This is a genomic window from Herpetosiphon giganteus (genome assembly GCF_016907925.1).
Lineage (GTDB): Bacteria > Chloroflexota > Chloroflexia > Chloroflexales > Herpetosiphonaceae > Herpetosiphon > Herpetosiphon giganteus.
Genome location: NZ_JAFBCZ010000013.1, coordinates 99010 through 117773 on the forward strand (window position 1 = coordinate 99010; position 18764 = coordinate 117773).

18 protein-coding genes are annotated in these 18764 nt (G+C 51.7%); 6 read left to right on the forward strand and 12 right to left on the reverse strand.

Annotated elements, in window-relative coordinates; translation table 11 throughout:
- The first annotated feature begins 56 nt into the window (after positions 1 to 56).
- Positions 57 to 1559 (forward strand): SpoVR family protein, encoded by a 1503-nt coding sequence (locus tag JOD20_RS13555; protein WP_204755779.1) that lies wholly within the window; start codon positions 57 to 59, stop codon positions 1557 to 1559.
- A 323-nt stretch (positions 1560 to 1882) separates the two neighbouring features.
- Here JOD20_RS13555 and JOD20_RS13560 read toward each other — a convergent pair whose 3' ends face one another.
- Positions 1883 to 2674, reverse strand: a complete 792-nt coding sequence (locus JOD20_RS13560) for a GNAT family N-acetyltransferase (RefSeq protein WP_204755780.1) — start codon at positions 2672 to 2674, stop codon at positions 1883 to 1885.
- 105 nt (positions 2675 to 2779) lie between these two features.
- Between JOD20_RS13560 and JOD20_RS13565 the strand changes: the two genes are divergently transcribed.
- The 4 genes from JOD20_RS13565 to JOD20_RS13580 all read left to right on the forward strand — a co-directional run bounded on the left by JOD20_RS13565 (position 2780) and on the right by JOD20_RS13580 (position 5449).
- Complete coding sequence (locus tag JOD20_RS13565; protein WP_204755781.1) at positions 2780 to 3679, forward strand: DMT family transporter; 900 nt, start codon at positions 2780 to 2782, stop codon at positions 3677 to 3679.
- Positions 3666 to 4316: an HAD family hydrolase gene (locus JOD20_RS13570; RefSeq protein ID WP_204755782.1), complete on the forward strand. Its 651-nt coding sequence runs from the start codon at positions 3666 to 3668 to the stop codon at positions 4314 to 4316. The genes JOD20_RS13565 and JOD20_RS13570 overlap by 14 nt, the downstream gene beginning before the upstream one ends.
- A 99-nt stretch (positions 4317 to 4415) precedes the next feature.
- Complete coding sequence (gene cutA, locus JOD20_RS13575) at positions 4416 to 4751, forward strand: divalent-cation tolerance protein CutA (protein WP_204755783.1); 336 nt, start codon at positions 4416 to 4418, stop codon at positions 4749 to 4751.
- Positions 4751 to 5449 (forward strand): response regulator transcription factor, encoded by a 699-nt coding sequence (locus tag JOD20_RS13580; protein ID WP_054534762.1) that lies wholly within the window; start codon positions 4751 to 4753, stop codon positions 5447 to 5449. Before cutA ends, JOD20_RS13580 begins: the two co-directional genes overlap by 1 nt.
- A gap of 69 nt (positions 5450 to 5518) precedes the next feature.
- On the opposite strand, the gene argF is transcribed toward JOD20_RS13580, so the two are convergent.
- From argF to JOD20_RS13620, 8 genes are all read right to left on the reverse strand, one after another.
- A complete protein-coding gene (gene argF / locus JOD20_RS13585; protein WP_204755784.1) occupies positions 5519 to 6487 on the reverse strand; it encodes an ornithine carbamoyltransferase in 969 nt (322 codons plus the stop codon).
- Between the two features lie 51 nt (positions 6488 to 6538).
- Complete coding sequence (argH, locus tag JOD20_RS13590; protein WP_204755785.1) at positions 6539 to 7903, reverse strand: argininosuccinate lyase; 1365 nt, start codon at positions 7901 to 7903, stop codon at positions 6539 to 6541.
- Between the two features lie 192 nt (positions 7904 to 8095).
- Complete coding sequence (argJ, locus tag JOD20_RS13595) at positions 8096 to 9283, reverse strand: bifunctional glutamate N-acetyltransferase/amino-acid acetyltransferase ArgJ (RefSeq protein ID WP_204755786.1); 1188 nt, start codon at positions 9281 to 9283, stop codon at positions 8096 to 8098.
- 2 nt (positions 9284 to 9285) lie between these two features.
- Positions 9286 to 10497, reverse strand: coding sequence for an argininosuccinate synthase (locus JOD20_RS13600; protein ID WP_204755787.1), 1212 nt, complete (start codon positions 10495 to 10497; stop codon positions 9286 to 9288).
- Positions 10498 to 10715: 218 nt separating this feature from the next.
- Entirely contained in the window at positions 10716 to 11219 is a 504-nt protein-coding gene (locus JOD20_RS13605) for a GNAT family N-acetyltransferase (protein WP_204755788.1), read from the reverse strand.
- 494 nt (positions 11220 to 11713) lie between these two features.
- Positions 11714 to 12460 carry an acetylglutamate kinase gene (gene argB / locus JOD20_RS13610; RefSeq protein WP_204755789.1) on the reverse strand — a complete coding sequence of 249 codons (747 nt, stop codon included), beginning with the start codon at positions 12458 to 12460 and terminating at the stop codon, positions 11714 to 11716.
- A 9-nt stretch (positions 12461 to 12469) separates the two neighbouring features.
- Positions 12470 to 13480 (reverse strand): N-acetyl-gamma-glutamyl-phosphate reductase, encoded by a 1011-nt coding sequence (argC, locus tag JOD20_RS13615; RefSeq protein WP_204755790.1) that lies wholly within the window; start codon positions 13478 to 13480, stop codon positions 12470 to 12472.
- A 393-nt stretch (positions 13481 to 13873) separates the two neighbouring features.
- On the reverse strand, positions 13874 to 15061 hold the full coding sequence (locus JOD20_RS13620) for a citrate synthase family protein (RefSeq protein ID WP_204755791.1): 1188 nt from the start codon (positions 15059 to 15061) through the stop codon (positions 13874 to 13876).
- A gap of 139 nt (positions 15062 to 15200) precedes the next feature.
- Here JOD20_RS13620 and JOD20_RS13625 point away from each other — a divergent pair, with 139 nt between their 5' ends.
- A complete protein-coding gene (locus JOD20_RS13625; RefSeq protein WP_204755792.1) occupies positions 15201 to 16328 on the forward strand; it encodes a citrate synthase/methylcitrate synthase in 1128 nt (375 codons plus the stop codon).
- A 210-nt stretch (positions 16329 to 16538) separates the two neighbouring features.
- On the opposite strand, the gene JOD20_RS13630 is transcribed toward JOD20_RS13625, so the two are convergent.
- The 3 genes from JOD20_RS13630 to JOD20_RS13640 all read right to left on the reverse strand — a co-directional run bounded on the left by JOD20_RS13630 (position 16539) and on the right by JOD20_RS13640 (position 18673).
- Positions 16539 to 16799, reverse strand: a complete 261-nt coding sequence (locus tag JOD20_RS13630; RefSeq protein ID WP_204755793.1) for a hypothetical protein — start codon at positions 16797 to 16799, stop codon at positions 16539 to 16541.
- Positions 16799 to 17653, reverse strand: a complete 855-nt coding sequence (locus JOD20_RS13635; protein ID WP_204755794.1) for a GNAT family N-acetyltransferase — start codon at positions 17651 to 17653, stop codon at positions 16799 to 16801. The genes JOD20_RS13630 and JOD20_RS13635 overlap by 1 nt, the downstream gene beginning before the upstream one ends.
- Before the next feature lie 81 nt (positions 17654 to 17734).
- A complete protein-coding gene (locus JOD20_RS13640; RefSeq protein ID WP_204755795.1) occupies positions 17735 to 18673 on the reverse strand; it encodes a terpene synthase family protein in 939 nt (312 codons plus the stop codon).
- Between the last annotated feature and the right edge of the window lie 91 nt (positions 18674 to 18764).

Sequence of the window (18764 nt, forward strand, 5' to 3'; positions counted from 1 at the left end):
TCTTGAATATTTTCATCCTTCATCCCTCATATTTCATACTTCCAAAGAGAGGTTCTATGCCACTCAGCAACAACGATTTACCGCTTAATCTCCAAAAAGCGTGGGAGCAAATTGATGGCCATGCCAAGCATTATGGCCTCGATTACTACCCAATTGTCTATCAAATCCTTGATTATAATACGTTGTATGAAGTTGCTGCCATGGGTGGTTTTCCGCGACGATACCCACATTGGCGCTTCGGAATGGAATATGATCAATTAATCAAGGGCCATGTATATGGATTAAGCATCATTTATGAAATGGTGATTAATACTAATCCAGTGTATGCCTATTTGCTCGAAGGCAATATGATTGTTGATCAGAAAACGGTCATGGCGCACGTTGCAGGCCATGCTGATTTCTTCAAAAACAACATGTGGTTTGCTCCAACCAATCGTAAAATGCTTGATGTGATGGCGAATCATGCTGGGCGAGTACAACGCTATATCGATCGTTATGGCTACGAAGCTGTCGAATCATTTATTGATACGTGTTTATCAATTGAAAATTTGATCGATTATCACTCGCCGTATATTAATCGACCCGAAGCTCAAACCAGCCAGCCAATCGTCGAAGATGATGATATTGAAGTAGCCGAAGGTTTGCCGTTCGAACGTGCGTATATGAAGGATTTTATTAATCCACCAGAATTTCTACGCCAGCAACGCGAAAAATTAGTAGAAGAACAGCAGAAAATGCGTAAATTCCCCGAGAATCCGCAAAAAGACGTGCTGTTGTTCTTGATGAATTACGCGCCGCTTGAGCGTTGGCAGCATAATATTCTGGAAATTGTGCGCGACGAAGCCTATTATTTTGCGCCGCAAGGCATGACCAAAATCATCAACGAAGGTTGGGCCAGCTTTTGGCATAGCCGAATTATGACCACACATGCCGCCGAAACCTCGGAAATCGTCGATTTCGCTGATCATCACGCGGGGATTGTGGCGGCCCATCCTGGGCGCTTAAATCCCTATCGCTTGGGTTTGCTGTTGCTGCGCGACATCGAAGATCGCTGGAATCGCGGGCGCTTTGGCAAAGATTGGGAGCAATGCGACGATATGCGTGAAAAGCGCGAATGGGATCTGAAGCTTGGCAAGGGCTTGGAAAAAGTCTTTGAGGTGCGGCGGTTCCACAACGATATTACCTTTCTCGACGAATTTCTTACGCCCGAATTTTGCGTTGAAAATAAGCTATTTACCTTCAAGCACAACAACGATACTGATTTGTATGAGATTGTTAATCGTGATTTTGGCGCGATCAAATCGCAATTGCTTAGCGGCTTGACCAACTTTGGCCAGCCCTATATCTATGTTGAAGATGCCAATTACAACAATCGCGGCGAATTGTATCTGCGCCATCGCCATGAAGGCAACGATTTGCGCTTGGATTATGCGCGCGACACGCTCAAACATATTCATACAATCTGGACACGTCCGGTCAACCTCGAAACGGTGCTTGAGGATAAAAAACGCCTATTAACTTTTGATGGCAAGGAATATAGCGAACGGCGACTTGATTAATCAAGCCAAGCTTCAAGCTATTAACGTTTCGCTACCCTTCCGTCCCTCCGCCAGAGGGAAACGCAGGGGGTTTTCAGCCCCCTGCACCCCCAAATATTTGTCTGCTGGATTGTTACTGTGCTTTTGTTACTCCCAACCTTCGCGATCTTCATGGATCACATTTTTAACCCAGAGGCGCAGAAAATTGAGGGCTTTTGGCTCACGGAATGTATGCATTACCCAACAAGTTTCCGATAGCCAATAGCCAATAGCCAAAATCTCTCATCCTTCATCCCTCGATACTCTGCGCCTCATCATCTCTGCGTTAAATTAATGGCTTTTGATTAAGATTTTTGCGCCAACAGCACCTCGCTATAATCGGCAACCCAGCTAAAGCCCAAGTTTTCGTAGGTTTTGATGGCGATGTGATTAGCACTGTGCACATTCAGGCCAATATGCTTGATCTCGTGGCGCAGGCTTTGGCAAAGTTTGGCGGTTACTTGCTTGGCCAAGCCTTGACCGCGGTAGGCTGGATGGGTCGTAATATTGCCCAATGCTGCCACGCGATAGCTTGGCGAATAGACATGAATCCCAGCGATGCTGATTAATTGATCATCCTGCCAAATGCCATAGCAACAGCCAGTTTCGAGCATCCGCGGATCGAAGGCGGTATCGGGATAGGCCTCAGCATAAAGTTGATTAATCGCTGGCAAATCGGCGCTGCTCAGTTGCCCGACCTCGCGCTCAAACCGCACCTGATCAAGCTTGCCAAAATCGCGCAAGATCATTTTATGGTGTAGGCCATGATCGTGCAGCTGGTAGCGGTCGGCCAAACCCTCAGCGATGCCAGGCGAGAAGTGGCAATAAATTTTTGCTGGCAATAATGGCCGCATCGCAGCCGCTAATTGAGCAGAATATTGCTGACGCTGATCATCAAACATCAGCCAAATTGGCATACTATGGCCAAGATAAACCAAGCCAATTTGCACAATCTCGCCAGCTTCCTCAAGCCCATACCAGAGCGTCGAAGGCCAAAAAAACGCATCCAAATCGCCAATTTGATAGATATTCAGGTCAGCATTTTGGCTTAGCCATGCTGCAATTTTTTCCCGTTCGTGCAGGGCAATTAAACGCATTGTAGCAACCTCGTACTCCATCAAAAATGCAACCGACCAATTATATGCTCGCCAAATCTCCGTATACTATATGTCTATGGTCTGATTTCTAGAAAGGGTACGGCAATGAAGCGCTGGCAAAGCGATGGAGTTTTGTTGTTGATTGTGATGCTTTGGGGCAGCACATTTTTTGTCGTGCGCGATGCGACCGATCATTGGCCGCCGTTGGCCTTTGTGGCCTTGCGTTTTGTTTTAGCAACGCTGGCGCTCTTGCCATGGGCGCTCAAATCGCTGCGCCAATGGACGCGCACCGATTGGCAGGCAGGCTTGATCACAGGCAGTTTGCTATGTGTTGGCTACATTACCCAAACGATTGGCATCAGCATGACCACTGCCTCGCGAGCAGGCTTCGTTACTGGATTAAACGTCATTTTTGTGCCGTTAATGGGCGCAGTGTTGTGGCGCAGCAAAATTAGCGCCAAAGTCTGGGCTGGCGTAATTTTAGCCGTTGCTGGCTTGTATGTGCTCTCGATTGATAGCACTCCGCATGCAGGCTCGCAGCCAGTTTCGCTTTGGGGCGACTTCTTGGTGTTTATCTGCGCAGTAACTTTTGCAGGGCATATTTTGGCGATTGGCCATTGGACCAAAAAGGCCTCGCCAATTGCCATGAACATGATTCAAGTGGCGGTTGTAGCGGTCGTTGCCAGTCTTGGTAGCCTGCTGTTTGAAACAGTGCCCGCCTTGCCAGCAGATGTTTTTTGGGCGGGCGCATATTTGGGCATTATCTGCACAGCGGTCTTGCTGGCGATTCAGATTATCGTGCAGCGCTATGCCTCGCCAACCCGCACCGCCTTGATCTTCGTACTAGAGCCAGTTTTTGCGGCGCTATTTGCCGCAACATTTGGCAACGAAAGCATTTCATCAACCTTCGTTTGGGGTGGCTTATTAATGATGATTGGCATTGTGATTGCCGAATTGCCGCCCTTAGCATTGTTCAAGAAGCAGGAACCAAATGAAACAGTTTGAAGCAATTTTGTTTGATTGTGATGGCGTGTTGGTCGATAGCGAGCCGGTGAGCATGCGGGCCTTGGATGTATTTTTGGCCCGCTACGGCAAGCAAGCTGAACCCGATTGGGGCCATCGCATGGTTGGTCGCCGCGCGCATGATAATGCCAAAACGATGATTGAGAGCTTCGATTTGCCCTTGAGCATCGAGCAAACGATTGCCGAGCATCGCCAATTGATTTTTGAACTGGTCGAGCACGAAGCCGAAGCCATGCCCTACGCCGATCAAATTATTCGTTGGCTCAATCAACAGCACATCCCAATTGCGGTTGCCACCTCGTCGCCGCGCCCATATTTGACCATGGTGCTGCAAAAATTTGGCTGGAACGATTGTTTTGGCGCAACCGTCACTGGCGAGGAAGTGGCCAACGGCAAGCCAGCACCGGATATTTTTCTGCGCGCCGCCAAATTGTTGGGTGTGACGGCCAAAGCCAGCCTTGTGCTCGAAGATTCGCCGCAAGGCGTGCAAGCAGGCTTGGCGGCAGAGGCAACGGTTTATGCAGTGCCCAACAGCGTCACCAAATACTTGGAATTTCCGCCAGTGGCCAAATATGCGAGTTTGGCCGAGGTGCTAGCCGAGCTGCAAGCCAACAGCTAAACCTGCGCTATTCATAAGTGGTAACAGCCAAACCCCTTGCAGATCGACGGCTTTAAGGTAGAGTAAACACAGCAAGCGGTTAATCGATCTGGAGGCGTTATGTCTGATGCAGCGCAGGTTGTTTTGATTAGCACAAGTAATGCTGATGAGGCTCGCACGCTGGCCCTAGCCTTGGTAACTGAACGGCTGGCAGCCAGCGTTAATATTTTGCCGCAAATTAGCTCGATTTATCATTGGGAAGGCATACTCAAAGAAGAGGCCGAGATTTTGTTGATTGTGCGCACGCGTGCTGATGCGCTGGGCAGCCTGATCGAGCGGGTTGAACAATTGCACTCATATGCGCTACCCGAAATTATTGCTTTGCCGATTGTCGATGGCTCGCAACGCTTTATCAATTGGATTTTGGGCGAAGTAATGACCAATGAGGATGCCTAATGCAACGTATTTTAATTGTTGATGATGAACCAAGCGTGGTCGATGTGGTGCGTTCGCGCTTTGAACGTGAGGGCTTTGCGGTTGGCGAAACTGGCTCTGGCGAAGATGCCTTGCTGCGCTTGCGCAACGAAACCTATGATCTTTTGATTTTGGATATTGGCTTGCCCGGGATTGATGGTTTTGGGGTGTTGCGCCAAATGCGGGCCGAGGGCTTTGAGCAACCAGTGATTATGCTCACAGCGCGGGCCGATGAGGTTGATCGGGTGGTTGGCTTGGAGCTTGGCGCTGATGATTATGTAGTCAAGCCATTTTCGCCACGCGAACTGGTGGCGCGGGTGCGGGCCTTGTTGCGGCGCACAGCCGAAGCCAGCCGGTTGCGCCAACAAATTGGCGATGCAGTGCCAACCTCAAATGGCTTGCAGCTGGATAATGCCCGCCGTCGTGCGACCTTCCGCGATGTGCAATTAACCTTGCGGCCCAAAGAATTTGATCTTTTGGCCTATTTGGCTTCGCATCCAGGCCAAGTGTTTACCCGCGAAGTCTTGCTCGGCCAAGTTTGGGGCTACGACGAATATGTCGATGCGCGCACAGTTGATGTGCATATTCGGCGTTTGCGCTCAAAACTCAGCGAAATCGACCCCGAATCGAATTTGATTCAGACCGAATGGGGCATTGGCTATCGGTTTATCGAAGGCTAAAAGATGGCTATTCAGCCCCGCAGCATGGGCACGGGGCTGAATTCAAGCCAGTTGCTTGGTTAAATAATTTTAGGCGGCGAGGCGTTTGGTGCGGCGTAAAGCCAAGCCAGCAACGGTGGCAACCAACACAGCTTTGTGGGTATGCAAGCGATTTTCAGCTTGATCAAACACAATCGAACGCTCGCCATCAGCAACATCGGCGCTAATTTCCTCGCCACGATGCATTGGCAAACAGTGCATTACTTTGGCTCCAGCATTAGCTGCGGCCAACAGTTCAGCATTAATTTGAAATGGTTGTAGCGCTTCCAAATGACCTTCGGCCACGACTTGGCCCATACTGACCCAAACATCGGTATACAACACATCAGCATTCTTGACAGCTTCCAACGGATCGTTGGTCACGATGATTTTGGTGCCATTGGCGGCAGCTTGCAAGCGGGCTTGAGCCAACAACTGCTGATCAACATTCGCCACAAATGGCGTGCCGATCGCAAAATCCATGCCCAAGCGTGGCGCAATCTCCAACAACGAATTGGAAACATTATTCGGATCGCCAAGGTAGACCAATTTCACACCTTTGCAACTGCCAAAATGCTCGCGAATCGTTAAGGCATCGGCCAAGGCTTGCACCGGATGCAGCCAATCGGAAAGGCCATTGATCACTGGCACATCGGCGGCTTCGGCCAACTCGACCAAGGTAGCGTGATCGTTGACCCGCGCCATAATCGCATCGCACATGCGGCTGAGCACGCGCGCGGTATCGCCGATGGTTTCGCCACGGCCAATTTGCGTATCGCGGGGGCTAAGGTAAATGCCATGGCCGCCGAGTTGCACCATTGCCGATTCGAAGCCAACGCGGGTGCGGGTTGAAGGCTTTTCGAAAATCATCGCCAAGGTGCGGTTTGCCAGCAGGGGATGCGCTTTGCGGCGTTGTTGGCGCAGTTTGAGTTCGGCAGCAGTTTCGAGCACGTCGAGCAATTCAGTGTCGTTCCAATCGGCCAAGGCCAGTAAATCGCGACCAAGAAGTGAGTGTGTCATTTGGAAGCCTCCGTTAAGGGTAACGGCAGGGCGAGGGCGCTATGGGCAACCTCAGCCTTCTGCTAAAACGTGTTGAGCAGCAATCAGTTGGTCGCGCACGGCGTTGGGCGCTGTTCCACCAGGTACGTCGCGCATGGCGACAGAACGAGCAAAATCGAATAAACCAGCAACATCGGTCAAGCTTGGGTGGGCTGCAACGAAGCTTTCAGCAGGCAATTGGCGCATGCCAACGCCGCGTTGTTCAGCTTCGCGCACCAAGCGCCCAGCAATATGATGGGCTTCGCGAAATGGCACTCCCCGGCGTACCAATTCATCAGCCACATCAGTCGCCAACATCGCATCATCCAAGGCCGCCGCCATGCGTTCGGTGTTGAAACGGGCGGTGCGAATTGCCCCAGCAACCACCGGCAAAGTTAGGTTTAATGTATCGATCGCATCGAATAAGGGTGCTTTATCTTCTTGTAAATCTTTGTCGTAGGCCGATGGCAAGCCCTTGAGCAAGGTCAAAACCGTAACCAGATTGCCGATTAAACGGCCAGATTTGCCGCGTGCCAATTCGAGCGAATCGGGATTTTTCTTTTGGGGCATTAAACTTGAGCCAGTTGAATAGGCATCATCAAGCGCCACAAAGCCCCATTCGGCGCTGCTCCAGATGATCCAATCTTCTGCAAGCTGGCTGATGTGCACACCCAATAAGGCCGTTGCCGCCAAAATTTCGACAATATAATCGCGATCGCTGGTGGCATCGAGGCTATTTTGGCTGATGCTGGCAAAGCCTAATTCGGCTGCCAGTGCTGCCCGATCGACCGCAAACGCTGTGCCTGCAAGCGCGCCAGAGCCAAGCGGCAAGACGCTGACTCGCTTGGTAGCATCGTGCAAACGCTGGCGATCACGATCTAAACGCCAAAAATGAGCCAACAGGGCGTGTGATAATAAGACTGGCTGCGCCCGTTGTAGGTGGGTATAGCCAGGCAACATTGCCTCGCCAACTGCTTTGGCTTGCTCTAGCAATGCCGCTTGCACATCGCGAATCAAATCATCGGCCAATTTGAGTGCGCCTAACGTCCACAAACGGGTATCGGTTGCCACTTGATCGTTACGCGAGCGGCCAGTATGCAATTTGCCCGCCAAGGCTCCGATGAAATCACCCAAACGGCGTTCGACCGCCGTGTGAATATCTTCATCGCTGGTTAACGACAAAAACAGGCCTTCTTCAAACTCCTGTGCCACTTGGCGCAAGCCTGCGATCAATGCTTGGCATTCATCAGCTTGCAAAATGCCAGCCCGCTCTAAGCCATTGGCCCAAGCAATCGAGCCACGAATATCCTCGGCCCATAAGCGCCGATCGACTGGAAACGAATCGTTGAATAAGCGCATATGCTCAGCCAACGAGCCACTAAAACGTCCACCCCACATGGTTTGGTTACCTCGTTATTTAGGGTTCAGGGGCTAGGGATCAGGTTTGGGCTATAGGCTTTTGGCTATTGATATTCGATTTTTCAACGAAACTCCGATAGCCTATAGCCCATAGCCCATAGCCAGATTACCTCTGCGCCGCTGCGTTAAACGTTTAATCTAGTTCCAGACCCCTGATCCCTGAACCCTCGTTTACGTCCGATAATCGGCGTTGATTCGTACATATTCGGCGCTAAAATCGCAGGTCCAAGCATAGCCAGTGGCCGCGCCCGCCCCAAGATTAAGCCGAATTGCCACATGCTGGCCGCTGATTTGGCTGGCAGCTTCGCGTTCGCTATAGTCGGTGGGCGTGCCACCAGCAACTAATTGCACCTCGCCCAACCAAAGTTCAACTTGGCTAGGATCGAATGGGACACCAGCTACGCCAGCAGCTGCCAAAATTCGGCCCCAATTGGGATCACCGCCGTGAATCGCGGTTTTGACCAACGGTGAGCAGGCAATTTTGCGAGCAACAGTACGCGCTGCGGCAACACTTGGCGCATGAGCAACCGTGACGGTGACCAATTTGGTTGCGCCTTCGCCATCGGCGGCAATTTGTTTGGCCAAATCGATGCAGACCGCTTCGAGCGCTTGGCGGAAACTAGCAATATTGCTGGCGTTGATCGTCACGCCACTTGCGCCCGAGGCCAACAGCAACAACGTATCGTTAGTACTTGGGTCGCCATCGACCGTAACGCAATTGAACGATGCGTCGCTAACTTCACGTAACAAGCTTTGGGCCAAATCAGCATCGATAGCCACATCGGTGGTGACAATCGACAGCATGGTTGCCATCATCGGATGGATCATGCCTGCGCCTTTGGCAACGCCTGCAACCGTCACCAAACTCCCATCGATCACCGCATTGGCGCTAGCGGTTTTGGGGCGGGTGTCGGTGGTCATAATTGCTTCGGCAAGCGCTGGAGCATGCTCAACACCCAGTTCTGGGGCGATTGCAGCAACGCCCTTGGCCACTTTTTCAACATTCAGTTGATGGCCAATTACGCCAGTTGAAAGCACTAAAACCTGATGCGGCTCGCAGCCAACCGCCTCAGCCGCCAAACGAGCCATTTCGCGAGCAGCAGCATCGCCTTGTGCGCCAGTACAAGCGTTGGCACAACCAGCGTTGGCAATAATTGCCCGAATTTCGCTGGCATGCTCGGCTAACACTGCTTGATCGTAGAGCACTGGCGCGGCTTTGACGAGGCTGGTGGTAAAAACCCCAGCCGCCGTACAAACATCATCAGCAACAAGTAAACTTAAATCAGGATTACCACTGGCCTTCAAGCCACATCGCCCCGCAGCACTGCGGAAACCAGGAGCAAAACGAAAGATACTCATGCTTATTCGGCTCCTGAGGTTAAGGCTTCGACTTTTTGGGGCAAGCCAAAGAGCTTGATAAAGCCTTCAGCATCTGCTTGGTTATAAACGGCATCTTCGCTGAAGGTTGCCAAATCGGGCACATACAAGCTGCGTTCGGCCTTGCGTCCAACCAAATGCACGCCACCTTTGAAGACCTTCAAACGGGTCAAGCCAGTGACGTTCTTTTGGGTTTCGGTGAAGAACGCCGACAAGGCATAGCGCAACGGCGACCACCATTGGCCGTTGTAAATCAACTCTGAGAAGCGAATTGCCAAGGTATCTTTGTAGTGCAAGGTTTCGCGATCGAGCGCCAATTCTTCGAGGCCTTGATGAGCGCGATAGAGCAACGTGCCGCCTGGCGTTTCGTATACGCCATGGCTCTTCATGCCAACTAAGCGATTTTCAACCAAATCGACACGGCCAACGCCATGGCGTGCGCCAATCTCGTTGAGGGTTTGCAGCAAAGCCACGGGGCCAAGTTGTTCGCCATTCACGCTCACTGGAATGCCGCGCTCGAAGCCAATTTCCAGATATTCTGGCACATCAGGCGCTTGTTCTGGGGTAACGGTGCGTTGGAACATATTTAATTCTGGCTCCAGCCATGGATCTTCCAACGAGCCGCCTTCGTGGCTCAAGTGCCAAATATTGCCGTCGCGGCTGTAGATTGAGGCGCGGGTGCTGGTAACTGGCACATTGTGCAATGCAGCATAATCAAGCGCATCTTCGCGTGAGCGAATGTGCCATTCACGCCATGGGGCGATAATTTTCATGTGCGGAGCCAAAGCCATATAGGTCAATTCAAAGCGTACTTGATCGTTGCCTTTGCCCGTACAGCCGTGGGAAAGTGCATCAGCACCAACTTTCAAGGCGGTTTGCACTTGGCCGCGCGCGATCAATGGGCGAGCGATGCTGGTACCAAGCAAATAGGTGCGTTCGTAAGTTGCGCCCGATTGCAACATTGGAAACAAGAAATCGCGCACAAATTCTTCGCGCAAATCTTCGACATAGCAGGCACTAGCGCCTGAAGCAATGGCTTTGGCCTCTACGCCGCTCAGATCGTCATCTTGACCAAGATTGGCGCAATAGCAGACGACTTCACAGCCATAATGTTCCTTCAACCACGGCACAATCACGCTGGTATCCAAGCCACCAGAGTAAGCCAGCACAACTTTCTTTGCAGTCGCATTCGACATGACCAATGAACTCCTTATTGAAAGGATGAAGGATGAATTATGAGGGAGGAAACCCCTGAACCATCCTTCATTTCACAACATACACATTTGAAAGGATGAAGGATGAATTATGAGGGAGGAAACCCCTGAACCATCCTTCATTTCACAACATACACATTTGAGGATAAACCTAAGGAATCGGATCTTCATCCTTCATCCCTCATAATTCATCCTTACGATTAATGTTCCCAAACGACGGCGGTTTCGTCACAGCAGGTGACGAGTGGACACTTGACACAATCGCGCCAAACCTTTTCGGGGAAGCGTTCTTTGTCGGTGATCGTAAAACCCAAGCGCACAAAAAACGAGACAGCGCGGGTCAAGGCAAAAACTGTATGAATTTGGCGCAATTTGGCTTGAGCAACCAGTTCGAGCACAATTTTGGCACCAACGCCAGCAGCGCGATACTCGGTTGCCACGGCTAATGAGCGAACCTCAACCAGATCAGGATTCATCAGCAACAACGAGCCAATGCCAATCACCCGTTGGCCATGGCAGGCAACTACCCAATTTGCTAAAGAAGCACGAATTTCGTCAGCGGAACGGGGTAATAAATGCCCAGCCCGCACATTTTCGGCTACCAACTCAGCCATGCCAGCCACATCGTCTTCATGGGCGGGCCGAACCACAATGTCCGCAGGATCGATTGGAGCCAAAACTGTACTTTGTTGAATGGCAACCATTGATTGGTTACTCCCAAAACGGCTTGCGCCGGATAATGTTTAAATGTCGCTATCTATGTTTAGGCCCAGTTTTGGGCTTGATTTCGTTGATCATTGCTTAGCATTGCGCCAGCCTTCGCGTGCTTCGCGTGCTTCGCGGTTCCACTCATTCCTCGTTTCGCCACCCTTCCGTCCCTCCGCCGGAGGGAGACACAGGGGGTTTTCATCCCCCTGCACCCCCTCATATTTGCGTGTTGGATTGTTAGTGTGCTTCTGTTACTCCCACCTTCGGGTCCTTCGCGTGCTTCGCGGTTCCACTCATTCCTCGTTTCGCCACCCTTCCGTCCCTCCGCCGGAGGGAGACGCAGGGGGTTTTCATCCCCCTGCACCCCCTAATATTCACGCGTTGGATTGTTGCTGTGCTTCTGTTACTCCCGCCTTCGCGTGCTTCGCGCTCTTCGCGGTTTCAGTATCTCCTGACCCCTAGCACCTGAATCCTGAATCCTCACGTGCCATTAGGCGGCCTCGATAATCGTGCCAGCCTCAAGCTGATCGATGTTAGTGATGCGGACGACTTTCACGCCAGCCTGCAAGCCGCTCAAGGCCGATTCAACCTTGGGAATCATGCCGCCGCTGATTGTGCCATTGGCGATTAATGCCTGAATTTCGTTGGTGTTGAGCCGTGGCGCAACCACGCCATCAACCAAAACTCCAGGCACATTCGAGATAAACACGGCTTCGTCGGCTCCAACCGCGGCAGCAATCGCACCTGCAAATACATCAGCATTCACATTCAACGTGCCGCCAGCGCCATCAGCACAAATTGGGGCCAGCACTGGCACAACATCAGCAGCCAAGGCCTCATATAAAATCGTGGCCCGAATCCGCGCTGGTTTGCCAACTGCACCCAAATCGCCAGCTTCGTGCTCCACGCGGGTCGCATAGACCAAGTTGCGATCAATGCCCGACAAGCCGAGGGCTTCCACGCCAACTGCATTCAGCGCTGCCACCAAGCGGGTGCTAACACTGCCACAAAGTACCATCGTGGCAGCTTTGAGCGCGGTTTGGTCGGTTACGCGCAAGCCCGCCACAAATTGCGGCTCACCACCAAGCGCGACTTGCAATTGGCCAATTTCTTTGCCGCCACCATGGACCAAAATTGGCACATCGTGGGCGTTGACCATGGTTTGGATGACCGCAACCAAGCGCGCCAACCACGTTGGGTCATCAATTTCGTTGCCGCCAAGCTTCAAGATTCGCATCACCCACTCCTAACGCAAGCCCGTGGTTTCAGGCAAGCCAAACATAATATTCATATTTTGAATTGCCTGCCCAGAAGCGCCTTTGAGCAAATTATCAATCGCCGAGGTGACGATCAGCATGCCAGGCTGGGCCAGCGTCAGGCCAATTGCACAATCGTTGGTATGCACCACATGCGCCAAACTGGCCAATTGACCTTGATCAAGCACATTGACAAATGGCTCGTTGGCGTAGCGCTCACGATAGAGCGCATGAATCTGGGCCAAATCCAGCTCTGGCTGAATTGGCACATAGATTGTGCTTAAAATACCGCGTTGGGTCGGCAAGAGGTGTGGTGCAAAAATCGTGTTAACTGCTGCGTTTGCCAACTTGCTCAGTTCTTGCTCAATTTCGCCAACATGGCGGTGGGTATGGCCAATGTTGTAGGGGCTATAGTTTTCGTGAGCCTCGACGAAATGCAAGTGTTGCTTAGGTGAGCGGCCTGCGCCCGAAACGCCCGAAGCAGCATTGATGATGATAGTTTGGCCAGTTTGCCACCAACCTTGCTCCAATAATGGCGCTAAACCAAGCAGCACACTGGTGGGGTAACAACCAGGGTTGGCAATCGCTGGCACATCAACCAGCGCGGCGCGATTCAATTCAGGCAAGCCATAGGGTGCGTTCAAGAGTTCGGGGTGGGGATGCGTGTGGTCGTACCAGCGGGTGTAAGCGGCGGGGCTGTCCAAGCGAAGGTCGGCGGAGAGGTCAATGGCTTTGACACCATTCTGGCGGGCCTCTGCCACCGTTTTGGCAGCGACACCGTGCGGCAACCCCGTGAAAATCACATCAACAGTCTGCCAATCAACCTGATTCGCAGCTAATAAGGTCAGATCAAGTGGGCCGGGCACAACCTCGGCCAAACGCTTGCCCGCCGCCGATTCCGAGACAGCCCAAACGAGGCTGGCCTTTGGGTGACGTTGTAGCCAGCGAGCTAGTTCGTATCCGGCGTAGCCCGTTACGCCAAAAATCCCAACACGAATCATTGCGAACTCCCTATCGTTAAGGATGAAAGATGAAGGATGAGGGATGAACACATGGGTGTTCCATCATTCAACCGTTTCATCCTTCATCCCTCATCCTTCATAATTTCGCGCTAAAAAAAGTTTCCCCCCGAACCATCAATTGAGGCTCGGGGGGAAACGCTTGGGCGTTTATGATCTTGCTCGTTGCCTGTTATCCAGCACAAACGGCGCAAGCCCACCGAACCTCGTTGGTACGGGGACGACGCAGCCGCAATGCTGGCGAAAAAAGGTTGGTGAGCATTTGTTTCTTCATAATGTCGCGAATAATAGTGCGATTTAGATATTTTGTCAAGTAGGGGTTGCAACGCGTATTTAGCTGATTCTAATGGGCTAAATAACGCATTGCAGCACAGGTTAAAGCTTGCTAATAGTTGGCCGTTCGCCAGTGTAGCGCGCTCGTGGCCGAATCAAGCGTGCATCGCTATATTGCTCCAACGCATGGCCAATCCAGCCAACGCTACGGCCTAAAGCAAACAGGCTCATCGCGCTGCCCAACGGCAAATTCAGCACTCGCCCAACCCACGCCAAGCCAAAATCAATCGTCGGATGATCGCCCAACAATTCATAAACTGCTTGAATAATTCGATCAATATCGCTGCTAAATTGGGGCGCTAATTGACGAATCAAATCGAGCAGCACTTTGCCGCGTGGATCGCCATTGGGATACATCGGGTGGCCAAAGCCAGGTATCGGCTGGCCTAAGCGCAATTTTTGGGCCAAAACAGCAGCCATATCGGGGCTACGCAACAGCTCATCCAACAGCAACTCGCTTAATTCGCTTTGCTTGCCATGATGCACGCCGCCCAGCGCCGCCAAGCCAGCACTCACCACTGCATACAAGGTTGTGCCTGCCGAGGCAACACAGCGAGCAGTAAACGATGAGACGTTTAATTCATGATCAGCACTCACAATTAACGCAGCGTTGAGCAGCGGCTGCAAATGCGATGGGATCTGCCATGCTTCGGCCAAATGGGCGACGATTGGGCCTTGTAATGGGCGTTTGGCGGCAACACTAAACAGCAATTGTACAACCCGTACTGCCGTGCGTTGCAAGCCTTGCAACCGTTGATCAAAGGCTGCATGATCGTTGCTGCCAACCATCGCCAAGGCAATAACACATTGCTCAATCAACGCCAAATCAGGCAATTGTGGGATACTAATCGCTGGCAAATCGGCCCATAATTGGCTGCTCTGTTGGCGCTCACCAGTCCAAATTAGGCTGGCAACTTCTTCGATGCTCGCATTCAAGGCCAAATCGCGCACATCAATCCCGCGATAATACACCAGTTGATTATCGATCAACGTGATTGCTGAATCGAGCACTGGCGTGCCCCAGTGCAGTGCACCAGCCGCCACACTGGCTGGATTGCGTCGCCCTTCACGACGCAGTTTCAATTGCTCAACTTCATCGAACAAATAGCGATGAGCATGCGCTCCGGCTGGCTCCGAGTGCAGCAACCCGCGGCTCACATAGGCATACACGGTTGGCACACTGATTCCCAAATGCTCGGCCACTTCGCGAGCACTCAAATAGCGCGTCATTGCGTTGCTCCATTCCAATATTGATTCATCAATCAACATTGACAACATTGATAAATCTATTTATAGTCGATAGCAGCAGGAATTTCAAGCGGCAAAATTGCCGCTCAAGGCCTAACACGCTGGAAAGGATCGATTGTCAATGGCGACTGAAACCCAAGTTCATGTAGGTTTAGAAGGCATCGTTGCCGCAGCAACGCGGCTCAGTAGTGTCGATGGCCAAGCAGGCGAATTAATTATTGCTGGTTTTCCATTGGAGCGTTTGGCCCCCTTTGCTACCTTCGAGGAAACCATTTTTCTGTTGTGGAATGATCATTTACCCAGCCAAAACGAGCTAGCCGAATTGCGCCAAAGCCTTGCCAGCCAACGCCAATTGCCAGCCTTAACGTTACAAGTGGCCCAGCAACTTGGCCGCGAACAGATCGACCCGATGGATGCGTTGCGCGCTGCCACAGCCACATTAACCCCGTTGGCCGACGAAAAAGCTACAGCGCAGCGGATTGTCGCCGCTTTGCCAACGATTGTGGCGGCCTATTGGCGCGCCCGCAACCAAGCCGAATTTATCGAGCCGCGCAGCGATTTAAGCCATGCCGCCAATTATTTGTGGATGTTGACTGGCAACGAGCCAAGCGCCGAGCAAGTGCGTGCCCTCGAAACCTATCTCAACACGGTGGTTGACCACGGCTTGAACGCCTCGACCTTCACCACCCGCGTGATCATCTCGACCGAATCGGATTTGGTTTCGGCGGTAACTGGCGCAATTGGCGCACTCAAAGGGCCGTTGCATGGCGGCGCACCAGGCCCAGCCTTGGATATGGTGTTTGAAATTGGCACTGCCGATCGCGCTGAGGAAGTGCTACGCGCCAAGTTGGCTCGCGGCGAGCGCTTGATGGGCTTTGGTCATCGCGTCTATAAAGTGCGCGATCCACGGGCAGAGGTTTTGGCAGGCGCTGCCGATCAACTGTTTGCCAACGATGGCAACCGCGAATTGTACGAATTGGTGCGCCACGTTGAGCAAACCGCAATTCGCTTGCTCGAAGAACACAAACCAGGCCGCAAATTGCAAACCAACGTCGAGTTTTATACCGCGTTGCTGTTGCATGGCATCGATTTTGAAACCGATTTGTTTACGCCAACCTTCACCATCAGCCGCGCCGTTGGCTGGATTGCCCACGCCTTCGAGCAACGCGCCGTTGGCCGGATTATTCGGCCTCAATCGGTCTACACTGGCGAACGCAACCGCACGTGGGTTGATGTCGCCGAGCGCTAATTAGTTACGTTTCCCCTTACCCCAACCTTTCAAGGGTAGGTTGTTAAGATTCCATCACCCCAACCCCTCGCCCACTGCGGTGAGCGAGGGGCTTTTCATGCCGTGGTCCTTGGACAATTCGTTGGGAAACAAAGGTCGGCTCCCCCTCGCCCGCGTTCAGTGGGCGAGGGGGTTGGGGGGTGAGGGAGCAACGCAAAAATTCTTCCCGATTTACCCTTGAGCAAAGAACAATACTGCTAAAACCACTAAAGTTAAAATCATCCAAATTCCCATATACATTGCAATAAAGGTCTTGACGCTAGCTCCGGTTTTGCCGTTGTATTGCAATTTGCACTGCGGGCATTTGACCAAATTGGTCATTTTTGGCCCAACAACACCGCCCCACCAACTCATGGTTACTTTGGTGGGCATGGTGTAATGGCAACGCGGGCAGGGCATATACGGCGAGCTTGGTGGTACTTGATACATCATCAATCCTCAAAACGATACTGATCAATATCGCATAAAGGCTTAAAGCCAACAGCTTGATAGATTTTATTCGAGGTTGGGTTGCTTAAATCAGTAAAGAGCATACAAAAGCGAAAGCCTTGATCCAACAGATGCTGGCTTAACGCGGCCACTGCATTACTGGCGTAGCCTCGACTGCGAAATTGCGGTGGCGTGGAAACAGCGCCAATGCAAATGCCATTGATGGTTGGGCGGCTTGAAGCAAGTGAAGAAACAGGCTTGCCGTCAACTTCCCAATACCAAGCGCTACCAGTCGCAATTTGGCGCTCGGCTACTGCCCGACTATCCCAGGCAGGCTCGTTGGGTACGGCTTCGGCATGAAACGCGGCCAGCCATTCAGCCAGCCATTCAACATCGGCAATGGTTGCCTGTTTGAGCGAACCAGCAACCGGGGTTGGTGGAATAACTTCGGTCAACGTATAAACGCGTTCATGCATACTCAACAGCGGTCGTCTACCAGTTTTAGCTTGCCAAGCCGCGCAGAAAGCGGTGGTTGTTGCAGTCGCACTAAATACCCCAGATGGTGTAATGTTCTGGCTAACCAAGTAATTAGCTAAGGCCTCAGCCGCTTGGTTGGCTAAACTGGCATCGCGCAAGGCCGAAATTGTCAATGCATGCGGTGAGGTCATCACTGCCACGCCAACCGTGCCTTGCTCATCGCGAATCGCCGCCAAAAAAGGTGCATTTGCAGGCATCCAGCCATTCTGAATGCGCATACTCAAGCCAAGCGGTAAATTATTCTCGGCCTCGTGCTGCAACAGAAATTCGCGGTGATCGGTTAAGAATTTGTCAACTGAAGTATATCGTTCGACGCGCATACAACACCCTCACTAAGCTAGCGTATGCTTAGTGAGGATACTCGAAGCCCAATCAAAAAACTATCGTGCTTAAGCCTCAATTTAGGCCGCCAGCAACACATTTGCTTGCTGACTAACCGATGTTAAATCAATCCGCAACCAATCAATTGTGCCTTGCATCCAAGCCCGCAGATTTTCGATATAGTCGTTAACATCTAATTCAAATTCAGCATAATGTGGGCGTTCAGCGACAATCCGTTCAAAGGTAGCAACCTCGGTATAGCACATCTGCTCAATCCGCTCGATTGCCCGACTCCAAGTGCAATGCTCGCGCTCTTTGACCAGCACGGCAATATTTTGCGGCTCCACGGCGGTCAAATCGCGCTCAACAGAAGCAATATCGTGCATCCAACACACCACATTATTGGTAATTTCGCCCAAATGTTGGAAGGTTGCATCGTACTTAACCGAGGGTGGCAAGAGTTCAGCTTGGGCAAAATCTACAAAATCTAGCGTGCTAGTGGCAGCGCCAATCCGTTGATGCAACTCAATCGTGAGTTGTTTATTGATCGAAGGCTGGTAGGTAATGCAATACACATCGTACACCCAATCGTGCAGATAGGTGCTCAAGGTTTGGCCAAAGCGTTCGCGCCATTGATGCGAGGTTACGCTAGCCATGCGCTGGCTCCAATCGGCAAACATGGCAATTAATGGCTCGTGAGCATAACGCGGCGTTGCGCCATTGAAAATATGCAGCAGATCGTTGGTAAGGCTCGCAACAAATTCCGGCTGGCTAGTCAACGACCGAAACCATTGATCTTGCAAAAACAGCCAACTGCCCCAATCGAGAATTAAGCGAAAGCGCTCAGCACAGGCATGCGGATAGACCCGCGCCAACAAATGTGGCAAGCGCTGCCGCTGATATAAGCTCGCTTGGCCTTTAAAGCCATGGGTATATTGGCTCATCCATTGGCTGTGTTCAGCATACACGGCTTCTAGGTGAGGGTTAAGTTTCGATGTAAAAGGAAGTTGGATATTCACAAACACCACTTCACCTCCGCGATTGATCAAAAAAACATTAAAATTATTATGCTGATCCTAGCCGCAATTAACCATAGTGCCTTACTCCTAA

Coding starts and splice junctions, on each gene's coding strand:
- JOD20_RS13635 (WP_204755794.1), bottom strand. CDS start 17,653: ATGCGCGTCGAACGATATACTTCAGTTGACAAATTCTTAACCGATCAC.
- argF (WP_204755784.1), bottom strand. CDS start 6,487: ATGACACACTCACTTCTTGGTCGCGATTTACTGGCCTTGGCCGATTGG.
- JOD20_RS13555 (WP_204755779.1), top strand. CDS start 57: ATGCCACTCAGCAACAACGATTTACCGCTTAATCTCCAAAAAGCGTGG.
- argB (WP_204755789.1), bottom strand. CDS start 12,460: ATGCGAATCTTGAAGCTTGGCGGCAACGAAATTGATGACCCAACGTGG.
- cutA (WP_204755783.1), top strand. CDS start 4,416: ATGTCTGATGCAGCGCAGGTTGTTTTGATTAGCACAAGTAATGCTGAT.
- JOD20_RS13565 (WP_204755781.1), top strand. CDS start 2,780: ATGAAGCGCTGGCAAAGCGATGGAGTTTTGTTGTTGATTGTGATGCTT.
- JOD20_RS13600 (WP_204755787.1), bottom strand. CDS start 10,497: ATGTCGAATGCGACTGCAAAGAAAGTTGTGCTGGCTTACTCTGGTGGC.
- JOD20_RS13580 (WP_054534762.1), top strand. CDS start 4,751: ATGCAACGTATTTTAATTGTTGATGATGAACCAAGCGTGGTCGATGTG.
- JOD20_RS13630 (WP_204755793.1), bottom strand. CDS start 16,799: ATGATGTATCAAGTACCACCAAGCTCGCCGTATATGCCCTGCCCGCGT.
- JOD20_RS13605 (WP_204755788.1), bottom strand. CDS start 11,219: ATGGTTGCCATTCAACAAAGTACAGTTTTGGCTCCAATCGATCCTGCG.
- JOD20_RS13620 (WP_204755791.1), bottom strand. CDS start 15,061: ATGACGCGCTATTTGAGTGCTCGCGAAGTGGCCGAGCATTTGGGAATC.
- JOD20_RS13625 (WP_204755792.1), top strand. CDS start 15,201: ATGGCGACTGAAACCCAAGTTCATGTAGGTTTAGAAGGCATCGTTGCC.
- argH (WP_204755785.1), bottom strand. CDS start 7,903: ATGTGGGGTGGACGTTTTAGTGGCTCGTTGGCTGAGCATATGCGCTTA.
- JOD20_RS13560 (WP_204755780.1), bottom strand. CDS start 2,674: ATGCGTTTAATTGCCCTGCACGAACGGGAAAAAATTGCAGCATGGCTA.
- argJ (WP_204755786.1), bottom strand. CDS start 9,283: ATGAGTATCTTTCGTTTTGCTCCTGGTTTCCGCAGTGCTGCGGGGCGA.
- argC (WP_204755790.1), bottom strand. CDS start 13,480: ATGATTCGTGTTGGGATTTTTGGCGTAACGGGCTACGCCGGATACGAA.
- JOD20_RS13570 (WP_204755782.1), top strand. CDS start 3,666: ATGAAACAGTTTGAAGCAATTTTGTTTGATTGTGATGGCGTGTTGGTC.